The organism is Streptomyces seoulensis (assembly GCF_022846655.1).
Lineage (GTDB): Bacteria > Actinomycetota > Actinomycetes > Streptomycetales > Streptomycetaceae > Streptomyces.
In genome coordinates this window covers 5,259,944-5,273,775 of the sequence record NZ_AP025667.1, presented here as the reverse complement: position 1 = coordinate 5,273,775, position 13,832 = coordinate 5,259,944, and the positions used below count along the sequence as shown (strand labels likewise).

14 protein-coding genes are annotated in these 13,832 nt (G+C 70.1%); 12 read left to right on the top strand and 2 right to left on the bottom strand.

The window, feature by feature from the left end:
- The first annotated feature begins 124 nt into the window (after positions 1 to 124).
- The 8 genes from HEK131_RS24195 to HEK131_RS24160 all read left to right on the top strand — a co-directional run bounded on the left by HEK131_RS24195 (position 125) and on the right by HEK131_RS24160 (position 9,465).
- Positions 125 to 874, top strand: a complete 750-nt coding sequence (locus HEK131_RS24195; protein WP_244452132.1) for an enhanced serine sensitivity protein SseB C-terminal domain-containing protein — start codon at positions 125 to 127, stop codon at positions 872 to 874.
- A gap of 518 nt (positions 875 to 1,392) precedes the next feature.
- Complete coding sequence (locus tag HEK131_RS24190) at positions 1,393 to 2,400, top strand: ABC transporter permease (protein ID WP_244337003.1); 1,008 nt, start codon at positions 1,393 to 1,395, stop codon at positions 2,398 to 2,400.
- Positions 2,401 to 2,471: 71 nt separating this feature from the next.
- Positions 2,472 to 4,262: an ABC transporter substrate-binding protein gene (locus HEK131_RS24185; protein ID WP_217461741.1), complete on the top strand. Its 1,791-nt coding sequence runs from the start codon at positions 2,472 to 2,474 to the stop codon at positions 4,260 to 4,262.
- A 110-nt stretch (positions 4,263 to 4,372) separates the two neighbouring features.
- Positions 4,373 to 5,371 carry an ABC transporter permease gene (locus HEK131_RS24180; RefSeq protein ID WP_217461740.1) on the top strand — a complete coding sequence of 333 codons (999 nt, stop codon included), beginning with the start codon at positions 4,373 to 4,375 and terminating at the stop codon, positions 5,369 to 5,371.
- The gene (locus HEK131_RS24175) at positions 5,368 to 6,465 is read left to right on the top strand and encodes an ABC transporter ATP-binding protein (protein ID WP_217461739.1); all 1,098 of its coding nucleotides are present in this window, start codon (positions 5,368 to 5,370) and stop codon (positions 6,463 to 6,465) included. The genes HEK131_RS24180 and HEK131_RS24175 overlap by 4 nt, the downstream gene beginning before the upstream one ends.
- On the top strand, positions 6,462 to 7,790 hold the full coding sequence (locus HEK131_RS24170; RefSeq protein WP_244337002.1) for an ABC transporter ATP-binding protein: 1,329 nt from the start codon (positions 6,462 to 6,464) through the stop codon (positions 7,788 to 7,790). Before HEK131_RS24175 ends, HEK131_RS24170 begins: the two co-directional genes overlap by 4 nt.
- An 85-nt stretch (positions 7,791 to 7,875) precedes the next feature.
- Positions 7,876 to 8,535, top strand: a complete 660-nt coding sequence (locus tag HEK131_RS24165) for a trimeric intracellular cation channel family protein (protein WP_217461737.1) — start codon at positions 7,876 to 7,878, stop codon at positions 8,533 to 8,535.
- 69 nt (positions 8,536 to 8,604) lie between these two features.
- Positions 8,605 to 9,465: a thioesterase family protein gene (locus tag HEK131_RS24160; protein WP_217461736.1), complete on the top strand. Its 861-nt coding sequence runs from the start codon at positions 8,605 to 8,607 to the stop codon at positions 9,463 to 9,465.
- A 10-nt stretch (positions 9,466 to 9,475) separates the two neighbouring features.
- Here HEK131_RS24160 and HEK131_RS24155 read toward each other — a convergent pair whose 3' ends face one another.
- A complete protein-coding gene (locus HEK131_RS24155; RefSeq protein ID WP_244337001.1) occupies positions 9,476 to 10,123 on the bottom strand; it encodes a TetR family transcriptional regulator in 648 nt (215 codons plus the stop codon).
- A 121-nt stretch (positions 10,124 to 10,244) separates the two neighbouring features.
- Here HEK131_RS24155 and HEK131_RS24150 point away from each other — a divergent pair, with 121 nt between their 5' ends.
- Genes HEK131_RS24150 through HEK131_RS24140 form a run of 3 tightly spaced genes read left to right on the top strand, consistent with a single transcriptional unit; the run spans position 10,245 to position 11,951 of the window.
- On the top strand, positions 10,245 to 10,409 hold the full coding sequence (locus HEK131_RS24150) for a hypothetical protein (protein ID WP_217461734.1): 165 nt from the start codon (positions 10,245 to 10,247) through the stop codon (positions 10,407 to 10,409).
- A 38-nt stretch (positions 10,410 to 10,447) separates the two neighbouring features.
- Positions 10,448 to 10,726 (top strand): DUF4190 domain-containing protein, encoded by a 279-nt coding sequence (locus HEK131_RS24145; RefSeq protein WP_161146046.1) that lies wholly within the window; start codon positions 10,448 to 10,450, stop codon positions 10,724 to 10,726.
- A 55-nt stretch (positions 10,727 to 10,781) separates the two neighbouring features.
- Positions 10,782 to 11,951: a cysteine desulfurase family protein gene (locus HEK131_RS24140; RefSeq protein WP_217461733.1), complete on the top strand. Its 1,170-nt coding sequence runs from the start codon at positions 10,782 to 10,784 to the stop codon at positions 11,949 to 11,951.
- On the opposite strand, the gene HEK131_RS24135 is transcribed toward HEK131_RS24140, so the two are convergent.
- Positions 11,948 to 12,601: an N-acetylmuramoyl-L-alanine amidase gene (locus HEK131_RS24135; RefSeq protein ID WP_244337000.1), complete on the bottom strand. Its 654-nt coding sequence runs from the start codon at positions 12,599 to 12,601 to the stop codon at positions 11,948 to 11,950. The two genes, HEK131_RS24140 and HEK131_RS24135, sit on opposite strands and share 4 nt — an antisense overlap.
- 91 nt (positions 12,602 to 12,692) lie before the next feature.
- Here HEK131_RS24135 and mnmA point away from each other — a divergent pair, with 91 nt between their 5' ends.
- Entirely contained in the window at positions 12,693 to 13,817 is a 1,125-nt protein-coding gene (gene mnmA, locus HEK131_RS24130) for a tRNA 2-thiouridine(34) synthase MnmA (RefSeq protein WP_217461731.1), read from the top strand.
- The last annotated feature ends 15 nt before the right edge of the window (positions 13,818 to 13,832 follow it).

Here is a 13,832-nt window from a genome sequence, read left to right as displayed (position 1 = left end):
GAGGCCCGCGGGGCCGACCTCGCGGGGGCGCGGTGGGCGCTTAAGCTGTCTCCCGACGTGGGGAACTTGCAATGAAGGGGCGGTAGGACAGGTGAGCGCGAGCCCAAGCGGCAGCGTCGAGCACATGCTGCGCCAGGTCACTCCCGGACGCTACGACGCCTACGAGGCACTGCTCCGCGCCCTCGCCGACCCCTCGTCCGGCCAGATCTGGATGCTGCTGTGGCACGGCCAGGCCGGCTCCCCCGACGCGCAGTACGCGAACATGCGGGTCGAGGAGTTCGGCTACGCCCCCTGCGTGACCTCCGCGCAGGAACTCTCCGCCAGCGGCTGGAGCCGGTCCTACGAGGTGGTCGACGGCCTCGACGTCGCCCGCACCCTCTACCCGGACCACTACGGCCTCTGGCTCAACCCGCACGCCCCCGGCGGCGGCGTCGGCATCCCCTGGCTGGACCTGCGCCGCATCGCCACCGGCCTCGACCGCCGGCCCGCGGGGCCCCTGCGGCTGTCCGAACCGGCCATCGAGGTACCGCAGTTCTACGCCCTGCTCGCGCAGAACGCCCACCGCACCCCGGCCCTGCGCTCCCTGCGCCGCGCCTGGGTGCAGCCCGCGCTCGGCGCCCCCTACCTCGCCCTCGGCCTGGACGTCTACGACACCACCCCGGCCGCGGTCGACTCGGTCCGCGCGATGATGCAGCAGTCGGTCGGCGCGGTCCCCGAGGGCCTGCCGGTCTCCACGGTCGCCATGACCGACGCGTACGACCCCGTCGTCATGTGGATGCGCGCCAACGCCCGCCCGTTCTACGACCGGGAGGCGCACGGCGCCGCACCGGCCACCGGCGGCTACCCGGTCGCGCCCCCGCGCGGCGCCTACTGATTCCCGGGCGCGTACCCCGCGCCTTTCTCTTTTCGTTCTTTACCTTTTCCTGGTAATTCCGCGTTCCGGAATCCCGCATTTCACGGGGCCACTCCGGTATTTCGGCATGCCCGAAGCGTGCGGCCGGGCGGCGGGCGGGCGATCCGGAACATCTGTGTGAACTGAGTGTTCGTCACACCCTGTTCCGGGTAGGTCACGTGGAGGTCCCGTGTCGCGTCGGTGTGAACTGCACACTGAATAGGACGTGTTCACGCGGAGATGCGAGTGAATGGCAGTCTTTGGCTCGCGTCGTCCCGAATTCACACGTGTCCTACCGCTGTTACCCGCCGTTCGGATATCGGAACGTGCCAGGTTGCATCACGTTTAGGCATCCATTCATCGTCAAGTCTGGAAACCGATCGCCCAAGCGTTGAAGACTCCCGATCCAGGGGTGCTCACCCCGTGTACGACAGTCTTCGAAGCCGCTCGCGCGGCAAGTGTGGGCCGGTTCAGGCCGGTTGAGAGGGGTCCCTGTCAGAATGACGGCACCATTGCACGAGCCGACCGCTGACGCGGCCCCGAACGCGCTCGAGGAGGCGGCGGTGGCGAGCGCCAAGGCGAAGGACGTCCAGGGACGTTCGCTTGGGCGCATCGCCTGGGAGCGGCTGAAGCGGGACAAGCTCGCCCTGGCCGGCGGCACCGTCGTCGTCCTGCTCATCGTGATCGCCCTGCTGGCGCCCGTGCTGACCTCGCTGCTCGGGCAGGACCCGGACGCGTACCACGAGAGCCTGATCGACCCGCTGTTCGGCACCCCCAAGGGGTCCCTGGGCGGCATGAGCGGCGATCACCTGCTGGGCGTCGAGCCGGTCAACGGCCGCGACATCATGGCCCGCATCCTCTACGGCGCACAGATCTCGCTCCTGGTCGGCTTCCTGTCGGCCGTGGTGGCCGTCGCCCTCGGCACCGTGCTCGGCATCCTCGCCGGGTTCTTCGGCGGCTGGGTCGACTCGGCGATCAGCCGGGTGATGGACGGTCTGCTCGCCTTCCCCCAGCTCCTGTTCATCATCGCGCTCGTCTCCGTGATGCCCAACAGCATGCTGGGACTGAGCGGCTCGGCCGTGCGCGTCTTCGTGATGATCCTGGTCATCGGCTTCTTCGGCTGGCCCTACATCGGCCGCGTGGTGCGCGGTCAGACCCTCTCGCTGCGTGAGCGCGAGTACGTCGACGCGGCCCGCTCGCTGGGCGCCGGACGGTTCTACATCCTGTTCAAGGAGCTGCTGCCCAACCTGGTCGCGCCGATCATCGTCTACTCCACGATGATGATCCCGACCAACATCCTCACCGAGGCGGCCCTGAGCTTCCTGGGCGTGGGCGTCAAGCCGCCCACCGCCTCCTGGGGCCAGATGCTCTCGAACGCGATCGACTACTACGACTCGGACCCCATGTACATGGTGGTCCCCGGTGTGGCGATCTTCATCACCGTTCTTGCCTTCAACCTGTTCGGCGACGGCGTCCGGGATGCCCTGGACCCCAAGGCTTCCCGCTGACCATGCCGTACCCCCAAGCGACCCGTGGAACCAGCACGGGGTCTCTCATCAATTCCGGAGGAACCGAGATCGTGACTACCCAGCGCACCTCAGGGCGGGCCAAGCGGACCGCGGCCGCTGCCGCCGTGGTCGCGGCACTGCTGACCACGGCCGCGTGCGGCGGCGGCGACGACGACGGCGGTTCGAAGAACGGTGCGGCCGGCTTCGACGCGGCCAACAACAAGGTCGCCCAGGCGTCCGAGGCCAAGAAGGGCGGCACCCTGCGCTTCGGGTCCGCGCAGGACGCCGACTCGTGGGACACCACGCGTGGCTACTACGGCTTCATGTGGAACTTCTCCCGCTACTACAGCCGCCAGCTCGTCACGAACAAGACCGAGCCGGGCGCCGCGGGTGCGGAGATCACCCCGGACCTCGCCACCGCCGCCGCCAAGGTGACCGACGACGGCAAGACCTACACGTACACCCTGCGTGACGGTGTGACGTGGGAGGACGGCAAGCCGATCACCTCCAAGGACGTCAAGTACGGCATCGAGCGCGTGTGGGCGCAGGACGTGCTGTCCGGCGGTCCGACCTACCTGAAGGAGGTCCTGGACCCCAAGGGTGAGTACAAGGGCCCCTACAAGGACAAGGCCAAGGACCACCTGGGCCTGAAGGCCATCGACACCCCGGACGACAAGACCATCGTCTTCCACCTCCCCGCGGCCAACTCGGACTTCGAGGAGATGCTGGCGCTGACCTCGGGTTCCCCGGTCCGCCAGGACAAGGACACCAAGTCCAAGTACGGTCTGCACCCGTTCTCCTCGGGCCCGTACAAGTTCGCCTCCTACGCCCCCGGCAAGGACCTCAAGCTGGTCCGCAACGCCAACTGGAAGGCGGCCTCGGACCCCGTCCGCAAGGCGTACCCGGACGCGATCACGATCAAGTTCTTCTCCAACGCCAACGACCTGGACCAGCGCCTGATCAACGGCGACCTGGACATCGACCTGGCCCAGACCGGCATGTCGCCCCAGGGCCGCACGGCCGCTCTGAAGCAGCACAAGGCGAACCTGGACAACCCTGTCTCCGGCTACGTCCGTTACGCCACCTTCCCGCAGAGCGTGAAGCCGTTCGACAACGAGCACTGCCGCAAGGCCGTGATCTACGGTGCCGACCACGTCTCGCTCCAGACCGCCCGTGGCGGCCCGGTCGCCGGCGGCGACATCGGCACCAACATGCTCCCGCCGTCGGTCCCCGGCGCCGAGGGCCAGAAGTACGACCCGTACGGCATGGCCGGTGCTAACAAGACCGGTAACGTCGCCAAGGCCAAGGAAGAGCTGAAGGCCTGCGGCAAGCCGAACGGCTTCAGCACCACCATCGCGGTGCGTAACAACAAGCCGGTCGAGGTGGCCACCGCCCAGTCGATGCAGGCGGCGCTGAAGAAGGTCGGCATCAACGCCCAGATCGACCAGTACGACGGTTCGCAGATCGCCGGCATCATCGGCAGCCCCTCGAACGTCAAGAAGAAGAACTACGGCATCATCATCATGGGCTGGGGCCCGGACTTCCCGTCCGTGCAGGGCTACGGCCTCCCGCTGTGGAACAGCAAGTACATCCTCGAGAGCGGCAACAACAACTACGCCCTCATCAAGGACAAGAAGATCGACGGTCTCTTCGGCGACTACGTCAAGACGCTGGACGACGCCGGCAAGGCCAAGATCGCCACTGAGATCAACCACAAGGTGATGGAGGGCGGTTACTACCTGCCCTTCGTCTTCGAGAAGTTCATCAACTGGCGCTCGAACCGAGTGGCGAACATCTACACGTCGAACGGCTACAGCGGCATGTACGACTTCGTCAACCTCGGTCTGAAGTCCTCGAAGTAACCCCGGCACACCCGCCGAACGGCACGAAAGGCAGGTGAAGGCCGGCGCGGCGAGACCGTGAACCGCCGGATGAACTCCGGCGGTTCACGGTCCGCGGCGGGCCGTAAGCTGTGCTCGCTTACCTCATCAGGCGGCTCTTCGCCGCCGTAGTGATGCTCGTGGTCATCGTCATGGTGGTCTTCGGCATCTTCTTCCTCGTCCCCAAGTGGGCGGGGGTCGACGTCGCCACGAGTTTCGTGGGCAAGCAGGCCGACCCCGCGGCAGTCGAGGCGATCCGGGAGAAGCTCGGTCTGAGCGACCCGATCTTCCAGCAGGTGTGGGAGTTCTTCAAGGGCATCTTCGTGGGCCGCACGTACGCGGCCGGCGGCGATGTCACCCACTGTGCCGCACCGTGCTTCGGTTACTCGTTCCGCAGCGAACAGGCCATCTGGCCGGTGCTGACGGACCGTTTCCCGGTCACGCTGTCCCTCGCGCTCGGCGCGGCGATCCTGTGGCTGGTCTTCGGTGTCGCGGCGGGTGTCCTCTCCGCGCTCAAGCGGGGCACCCTGTGGGACCGCACCGCGATGGTGGTGGCGCTGGGCGGCGTCTCGCTCCCCATCTACTTCACCGGTCTGCTCTCCCTGGCGATCTTCTCCTACGGGCTCGGTCTCATCGACGCGCAGTACGTGCCCCTGGGGGACAGCGTCAGCGGCTGGCTCGGCGGCATGATCCTGCCCTGGATCACCCTGGCCTTCCTGTACGCGGCGATGTACGCCCGGATCACCCGCGCCACCATGCTGGAGATCCTCGGCGAGGACTACATCCGCACCGCGCGCGCCAAGGGCCTCAAGGAGCAGACGGTCATCGGCAAGCACGCCATGCGCTCCACGATGACCCCCATCCTGACCATGCTCGGCATGGACCTCGGCGCCCTCATCGGCGGCGCGATCCTGACCGAGACGACGTTCAGCCTGCCCGGCCTCGGCCAGGCCGTCCTCAACGCCATCAAGAATCAGGACCTGCCCGTCATCCTGGGCGTCACCCTGATCACCTCGGTGGCGGTGCTGATAGCCAACCTCCTGGTGGACATCCTGTACGCCGTGATCGACCCGCGCGTGAGGCTCTCATGACCGAACTCAGCAAGACCGGAGCCGCGGTGGGCGAGCCCGCCGACACCAAGTCCGCCGACAAGGCGTTCCTGGACGTGCGCGACCTGAAGGTGCACTTCCCGACCGACGACGGCCTGGTCAAGTCCGTCGACGGACTGACCTTCACGCTGGAGAAGGGCAAGACCCTCGGCATCGTGGGCGAGTCCGGCTCCGGCAAGTCGGTCACCTCGCTCGGCATCATGGGCCTGCACACCGCCGGCCAGTACGGCAAGCAGAAGGCCCGCATCTCGGGCGAGATCTGGCTGAACGGCACCGAGTTGCTGTCGGCCGATCCCGACCAGGTGCGCCGGATGCGCGGCCGCGAGATGGCGATGATCTTCCAGGACCCGCTGTCCGCGCTGCACCCGTACTACACGATCGGCCAGCAGATCGTGGAGGCGTACCGCATCCACCACAAGGTCGACAAGAAGACCGCGCGCAGGCGCGCGGTCGAGATGCTCGACCGCGTGGGCATCCCGCAGCCGGACAAGCGGGTGGACAGCTACCCGCACGAGTTCTCCGGCGGTATGCGCCAGCGCGCCATGATCGCCATGTCGCTGGTCAACAACCCCGAGCTGCTCATCGCCGACGAGCCGACGACCGCCCTGGACGTGACCGTCCAGGCGCAGATCCTCGACCTCATCCGCGATCTGCAGAAGGAGTTCGGCTCCGCGGTCATCGTCATCACCCACGACCTGGGCGTCGTCGCCGAACTCGCCGACGACATCCTGGTGATGTACGGCGGCCGCTGTGTCGAGCGGGGCCCGGCGGAGAAGGTGTTCTACGAGCCCCGGCACCCCTACACCTGGGGTCTGCTCGGTTCGATGCCGCGGCTCGACCGCGAGCAGCAGGACCGTCTGATCCCGGTGAAGGGCTCCCCGCCCTCCCTGATCAACATCCCGTCCGGCTGTGCCTTCAACCCGCGCTGCCCGTACGCCGACCTCCCCAAGGACAACGTGACCCGCACGGTCCGCCCCGAGCTGACCGAGGTCGGCAGCACGCACTGGGCCGCCTGCCACATGAGCACGGAGCAGCGGGAGCGGATCTGGACCGAAGAGATTGCGCCGAAGCTGTGAGCGACGAGAAGGCAGTGACGATCCCCGCGCAGGCCAAACGCGCCGACACCGCGGACGGCGAGATCCTGCTCAAGGTCAGCGGCCTGAAGCGGCACTTCCCCATCAAGAAGGGGCTGCTCCAGCGGCAGGTCGGCGCGGTGCACGCGGTCGACGGCATCGACTTCGAGGTGCGCGCCGGTGAAACCCTGGGCGTCGTGGGCGAGTCGGGCTGCGGCAAGTCCACGATGGGCCGGCTGATCACGCGCCTGGACGAGCCGACCGCGGGCACCATCGAGTTCGAGGGCAAGGACATCACGCACCTCGGGGTCTCGGGCATGCGCCCGATGCGCCGCGACGTGCAGATGGTCTTCCAGGACCCGTACTCCTCGCTGAACCCCCGGCACACCATCGGCACCATCATCGGGGCCCCCTTCCGGCTCCAGGGCGTCGAGCCCGAGGGCGGCATCAAGAAGGAGGTCCAGCGGCTGCTGTCGGTCGTGGGTCTCAACCCCGAGCACTACAACCGCTACCCGCACGAGTTCTCCGGCGGCCAGCGCCAGCGCATCGGCATCGCCCGCGCGCTCGCGCTGAAGCCGAAGCTGGTCGTGGCGGACGAGCCGGTCTCCGCGCTGGACGTGTCGATCCAGGCCCAGGTCGTCAACCTCATGGACGACCTCCAGGAGGAACTGGGCCTGACGTACGTGATCATCGCGCACGACCTCTCGGTCGTCCGGCACGTGTCGGACCGGATCGCGGTGATGTACCTCGGCAAGATGGTCGAGATCGCGGACCGCACCTCGCTGTACGAGGCGCCGATGCACCCGTACACCAAGGCGCTGATGTCGGCCGTGCCGATCCCGGACCCCAAGCGCCGGGGCGCCAAGAGCGACCGCATCCTGCTGCGCGGCGACGTGCCCTCGCCGATCTCGCCGCCCTCCGGCTGCCGGTTCCACACCCGGTGCTGGAAGGCCACGCAGATCTGCAAGACCACCGAGCCCCTGCTCCTGGAGCTGCGGCCGGGGCAGAAGGTCGCCTGCCACCACCCGGAGAACTTCGCCGACCAGGCCCCGCAGGACACCGTCCTGCTGACGGCGGCGAAGGAAGCCTCCGAGCTGGTGCCGGACGCGGTGCTCGAGGAGTCGGCGGAGACGTCGGCCGCCGTCGCGGCGGAGGTCGCGGAGACCGCCGCCACCAAGGACACCGAGGCCGACAAGCCCGCGGTGACCAAGACGGAGAAGCCCGCCGTCGCGAAGGTCGAAAAGGTCGAGAAGCCCGTCGTCGAGAAGACCGACGTGGCCAAGACCGACGCCGCGAAGGCCGACGCGCCGGAGGCCGACGAGAAGTGAGCCGGGCGGCCGCCGTTTTCACGGCGGCCGCCCCTCCCGCCTTGCTTCGCAAGGTGCGCACCCCGCGACAAGTCAGAATGTGCGGGTGCAGCTCGATCAGATCTTCAGTCCCTCCGTCCAGCACACGCTCGATGTCATCGGCATCTTCGTGTTCGCCATCTCCGGCGCCCTGCTGGCCGTCCGCAAGAACTTCGACGTCTTCGGGATGGCCGTCCTCGCCGAGGTGACCGCGCTGGGCGGGGGGCTGATCCGTGACCTGATCATCGGCGCCGTGCCCCCGGCCGCCTTCACGGACCTCGGGTTCTTCGTCACCCCCCTGCTCGCCACGGTCGTGGTCTTCTTCCTCCACCCGCACGTGGAGCGCATCCAGGCGGCGGTGCTCGTCTTCGACGCGGCCGGACTCGGCCTGTTCTGCGTCACCGGCACCACCAAGGCGTACAGCCACGGTCTCGGCCTGACCGCCTCCGCCACCCTGGGCCTGGCCACCGCCGTCGGCGGCGGTGTGCTGCGCGACGTGCTCGCCAACGAGGTGCCCTCGCTGCTGCGCTGGGACCGCGACCTGTACGCGGTGCCCGCCATCGTCGGCGCCACCATGGTGGTGCTGTGCATCCGCTTCGACGCCCTGACCTCCCTCACCAGCGGGATCGCCGCCGCCGTGGCGTTCTTGCTGCGGCTGCTGGCCATGAAGTTCCACTGGCGGGCCCCGCGCGCCTGGAACCGCCGCTCCACCGTGACCGAGGAGTGAGACCCGCTGTTCACGCGGTCGCAACGCAGAAAGCTACCGCTTAGTAATGAGCTGTTGTACCGTTCAGCCATGCCAGAAGCAGCCTCCGTATCCGTCCCCCGAGCCGTGATCGGCGACAGCGAGTTCGACCGTGACACCGAGGTCGTCCGGCGCGCGCCCGGCGTCTACGACATCGACCTCTCGGCCGGCTGGACCATCATCAACGCCGTCAACGGCGGCTATCTGCTGGCCGTGCTCGGCCGGGCCCTCGCGGACACGCTCCCGCATCCGGACCCGTTCACCGTCTCCGCGCACTACCTGACGGCCTCCCAGCCCGGCCCCGCGGTCGTCCGCACCGAGACCGTGCGCACCGGCCGCACCCTCTCCACCGGCCAGGCGTCGCTGTTCCAGTACGACGCCGAGGGCAACGAGGTCGAGCGCATCCGCGTCCTCGCCTCCTACGGCGACCTCGCCGCCCTGCCGGACGACGTGCGGACGACGGCCGTCCCGCCCGCGATCCCGCCCCTGGACCGGTGCCTCGGTCCCGCGGACGGTCCGGCGCCGGTCGACGGCAGCTCGGCCATCACCGAGCGGCTGATGCTCAAGCTGGACCCGGCCACCGTCGGCTGGGCGGTCGGCGCGCCCTCCGGCAAGGGCGAGATGCGGGCCTGGTTCGGGCTGGCGGACGGCCGGGACGCGGACCCGCTCTCGCTGCTGCTCGCGGTGGACGCGCTGCCGCCGACCGCGTTCGAGATCGGGCTGACCGGCTGGGTACCCACCGTCGAACTGACCGTGCACGTCCGGCACCGGCCCGCGCCGGGTCCGCTGCGGGTGTCCATCACCACCCGCAATCTGGCCGGCGGCTTCCTGGAGGAGGACGCCGAGGTCTGGGACAGCGAGGACCGCCTGGTCGCCCAGTCCCGCCAGCTCGCCCGCGTCCGGCTGGGCTGAGCGCGCTTCCTCAGGGTGCGGAGGGCGCGTCCTGGTCCATCCAGTGCCTGCTGCCGAGGGTGATCAGGCGCAGTTGCTGGGTGGCCAGCCGGGTCGCGCGTTCCCACTCGCTCCGGGGGGCCTCCAGCGCCTCCAGGAAGAGCTGGGCCGTGATGAGCATCTGGTCGACGTAGAGATGCGCGAGCATCGCCAGGTCCTCGTCCCCCCAGCCCTCCGCCTCCCGGTCCTCGGCCAGCTCGGCCTTCACCTCCTCGGCGAAACGCGCCAGTTGGGCCCGGATCGCCTCGCGCACCGGCTGCACCCCGCCGTGCCGCTCGCGGGCGATGAAGCGGACGTGCGCCGGGAAGGCCCGTACATGCTGGTCGATCAACTCGACCGCGCGCCCGATGCGTTCCTCCGGGTCGTTCGCCGCCGACACCGTGGGCCCCACCATCGGGTGCAGGCTGCCCAGCGCCTCGTCGACCAGGGCCACCCCGAGGTCCGCCGTGGAGCGGAAGTGCCGGTAGAACGCGGTCGGCGCCACCCCCGCGGCACGGGTCACCTCGCGCAGACCCAGGCTGCTCAGGCTCTGTTCCTCCAGCAGCAGGAGCGCCGCGTCCAGGAACGCCTGACGGGTCTTCTGCTTCTGGGCCTGCCGGGCGCCGAGGGTGTGACTCATGTCATCCAGTTAACAACTGTTCTCCGGAATTGGAAAGCCGCGCGGAGGGTTAGACTCGGAGTCAGTGAACAACTGTTACTACAACTGTTCACCGAGACGTCCCTGAGGGGGGATCGAAACCATGCTGTTCCTCGTCGCCGCACTCATGCTGCTCGGTGTCGCACTCGGCACCGTGGCCCACGCCCCGCTGCCGGTGAGCGTCGCCGTCGCCGCCTTCATCGGCGTCTGGCTCGTGATCTTCGCCGTCCGTGAGCGCCACGGCCGCCGCCACACCTCCGCGGACTGATCCGACCACCCGTGAGCGACCATCAGGAGCTGAGCACCATGCATCTCACCGCACCTGCCACCGGTCACGTCGAGGCGAGGCCGCGCCCGCGCGACGCCGACGGCATGGCCGTCGCGTCCTTCATCCTCGGGCTGCTCGGGCTGCTCGTCCTCAACCTCTTCCTGGGACCGGTCGCCATCGTCCTCGCGGCCGTCTCCCTCTGGCGCGGAACGCGCCGCCGGGGCCGCGCGTTCCTGGGCATGGCCCTCGGTGTGGCCGACATCGTCGTCCTGGTCCTCGCCATGCGGTTGACCGACACCGTGTCCTGGAGTCTGTGAGGCACCGGCGCCGGGCCCGGACCGCCTCCGCGCGGCCCGTAGAATCGGCGTCACCATGGCTTACCTCGACCACGCGGCCACGACCCCGATGCTCCCCGAGGCGGCGCAGGCGCTGACCGCCCACCTGAGCGTGACCGGCAACGCGTCCTCCCTGCACGCCTCCGGCCGCCGGGCCCGCCGCACCGTCGAGGAGTCCCGCGAAACCCTCGCCGAGGCGCTCGGCGCCCGCCCCAGCGAGGTCGTGTTCACCTCCGGCGGCACCGAGGCCGACAACCTCGCCGTCAAGGGCCTGTACTGGTCCCGCCGCGCCGCCGACCCGAACCGGGTCCGGGTGCTGGCCAGCCCCGTCGAGCACCACGCCGTCCTGGACGCCGTGCACTGGCTGGGCGAGCACGAGGGCGCCACCGTCGAGTACCTCCCCGTCGACGCCCACGGCCGCGTCCACCCCGAGGTGCTGCGCGAGGCCATCGCCCGCAACCCCGACGACGTGGCGCTGGCCACCGTCATGTGGGCCAACAACGAGATCGGCACCCTGATGCCGGTGCGTGAACTCGCCGACGTGGCCGCCGAGTCCGGCGTCCCGCTGCACGCCGACGCGGTGCAGGCGTTCGGTCAGGTGCCGGTCGACTTCGCCGCCTCCGGGCTCGCCGCGATGACCGTCTCCGGCCACAAGGTCGGCGGCCCCTACGGCATCGGCGCCCTGCTGCTCGGCCGCGAGCACAGCCCCGTGCCCGTGCTGCACGGCGGCGGCCAGGAGCGCCATGTCCGCTCCGGCACGCTGGACGTCCCCGTCATCGCCTCCTTCGCGGTCGCCGGACGCCTCGCCGCCGAGCGGCAGGAGTGGTTCGCCCGCGAGATCGGCGCCCTGCGCGACCACCTGGTGGAGGCCGTACGCGCCGCCGTCCCGGACGCCCTGCTCGGCGGCGACCCGGCACCCGGCGGCCGGCTGCCCGCCAACGCGCACTTCACCTTCCCCGGCTGCGAGGGCGACTCCCTGCTCCTGCTGCTGGACGCCCAGGGCATCGAGTGCTCCACCGGCTCCGCCTGCACCGCGGGCGTCGCCCAGCCCAGCCACGTCCTGCTCGCCACCGGCACCGACCCGGACCTCGCCCGCGGCACCCTCCGCTTCTCCCTGGGCCACACCTCCACCCAGGACGACGTGGACGCCGTCGCCAAGTCCATCGGCCCCGCCGTGGAACGCGCCCGGGCGGCCGGACTCGTCTAGGCCAGGGTCGTACGCGCCCTGCGCACCAGGCGTATGTAGCGGTCCCAGTCCCAGTGCGGGCCGGGGTCCGTGTGGTCCGTGCCCGGCACCTCGACGTGCCCGATGATGTGCTCCCGGTCCACCGGCATGCCGTACCGCGCGCACATGGCGGCCGTCAGCCGGGCCGACGAGGCGTACATCGCGTCCGTGAAGGACTTCGGGTCGTCCACGAAGCCGACGTGCTCCACGCCGACACTGCGCTCGTTGAAGGACCGGTTGCCCGCGTGGAAGGCCACGTCCAGCTCCCGGACGAGCTGCGTGACGTGGCCGTCCGCCCGCACGATGTAGTGCGCCGCCGCCTGGTGCGCCGGGTCCTGGAACACCTTCACCGCCGACGCGTAGCCGCCCTGGGTGACATGGACGACCACCCGGTCCACCACGTAGTCGTCCGGGCGGTCCGCGTGCCGGTAGTTGGCGGGGGAGGCCGCCACCCAGCGGGCGCCCGCGAAGTCCACCGCGCCCGCCACCCGCTCCCGCTCCACGCCCGGCAGCCGCCAGTACAGCCGGGTCAGCTCCTCATGGGCCAGCGCGGCCGCGCCCGCGGCGGCCACCGCACCGCCGATGAGCAGCGCCCGCCGGCCCGGCCGCCGGTCCCCGTCGTCCGTCTCCACCCTGTACGCCCCCGTTTCCCCGAAGCCCCTCGTGATCGTCAACGCACACCCGGCGTTCGCGGTTCCCGCCGCCCCGTACCCTGGAAGGGCTATGACTGAGACCTCGCCGCGCCCCCTCCGCGTCCTCGCCGCCATGTCCGGTGGCGTGGACTCCGCCGTCGCCGCCGCGCGCGCCGCGGAAGCCGGTCACGACGTGACCGGCGTCCACCTCGCGCTCTCCGCGAACCCGCAATCCTTCCGGACCGGCGCGCGGGGCTGCTGCACCATCGAGGACTCCCGCGACGCCCGCCGCGCCGCCGACGTCATCGGCATCCCGTTCTACGTCTGGGACCTCGCCGACCGCTTCCGCGAGGACGTGGTCGAGGACTTCGTCGCCGAGTACGAGGCCGGCCGCACCCCCAACCCCTGCCTGCGCTGCAACGAGAAGATCAAGTTCGCCGCGCTGCTGGACAAGGCGCTCGCGCTCGGCTTCGACGCGGTCTGCACCGGCCACTACGCCAAGGTGCTCGTGGACGAGGACGGCAACCGCGAGCTGCACCGCGCCTCCGACATGGCCAAGGACCAGTCCTACGTCCTCGGCGTGCTGGACGACCGCCAGCTCGCGCACGCCCTGTTCCCGCTCGGCGACACCGTCACCACCAAGGACGAGATCCGCGCCGAGGCGGAGCGGCGTGGCCTGGCCGTCGCCAAGAAGCCCGACTCGCACGACATCTGCTTCATCGCCGACGGCGACACCCAGGGCTTCCTGGCCGACCGGCTCGGCAAGGCCGAGGGCGACATCGTCGACGAGGACGGCAACCGCCTCGGCACGCACGAGGGCGCCTACGGCTACACCATCGGCCAGCGCAAGGGCCTGCGCCTGGGCACCCCCGCCCCCGACGGCAAGCCGCGCTACGTCCTGGACATCTCCCCGGTCACCAACACCGTCACCGTCGGCCCGGCCGCCGCCCTCGACGTCACCGCGCTGACCGCGATCAAGCCCCGCTGGTGCGGCACCGCCCCCCAGGGCCCCGGCACCTACACCGCCCAGCTCCGCGCCCACGGCGGCGAGACCGAGGTCGCCGCCGAGCTGGTCGACGGCGAACTGCGCGTCACCTTCACCGAGCCCGTCCGGGGCGTCGCCCCCGGCCAGGCGATCGTGCTGTACGACGGCACGCGCGTCGTCGGCTCCGCGACCATCGCCACCACCACCCGCGCCACGGCCGCCGCCCTCTGACCGCACACCCCGGCC

What these genes read in the sequence shown, in the direction of transcription:
- HEK131_RS24195 (WP_244452132.1), top strand. Translation starts at nt 125, where the DNA reads ATGCTGCGCCAGGTCACTCCCGGACGCTACGACGCCTACGAGGCACTG.
- HEK131_RS24190 (WP_244337003.1), top strand. Translation starts at nt 1,393, where the DNA reads ATGACGGCACCATTGCACGAGCCGACCGCTGACGCGGCCCCGAACGCG.
- HEK131_RS24175 (WP_217461739.1), top strand. Translation starts at nt 5,368, where the DNA reads ATGACCGAACTCAGCAAGACCGGAGCCGCGGTGGGCGAGCCCGCCGAC.
- HEK131_RS24160 (WP_217461736.1), top strand. Translation starts at nt 8,605, where the DNA reads ATGCCAGAAGCAGCCTCCGTATCCGTCCCCCGAGCCGTGATCGGCGAC.
- HEK131_RS24155 (WP_244337001.1), bottom strand. Translation starts at nt 10,123, where the DNA reads ATGAGTCACACCCTCGGCGCCCGGCAGGCCCAGAAGCAGAAGACCCGT.
- HEK131_RS24150 (WP_217461734.1), top strand. Translation starts at nt 10,245, where the DNA reads ATGCTGTTCCTCGTCGCCGCACTCATGCTGCTCGGTGTCGCACTCGGC.
- HEK131_RS24145 (WP_161146046.1), top strand. Translation starts at nt 10,448, where the DNA reads ATGCATCTCACCGCACCTGCCACCGGTCACGTCGAGGCGAGGCCGCGC.
- HEK131_RS24140 (WP_217461733.1), top strand. Translation starts at nt 10,782, where the DNA reads ATGGCTTACCTCGACCACGCGGCCACGACCCCGATGCTCCCCGAGGCG.
- mnmA (WP_217461731.1), top strand. Translation starts at nt 12,693, where the DNA reads ATGACTGAGACCTCGCCGCGCCCCCTCCGCGTCCTCGCCGCCATGTCC.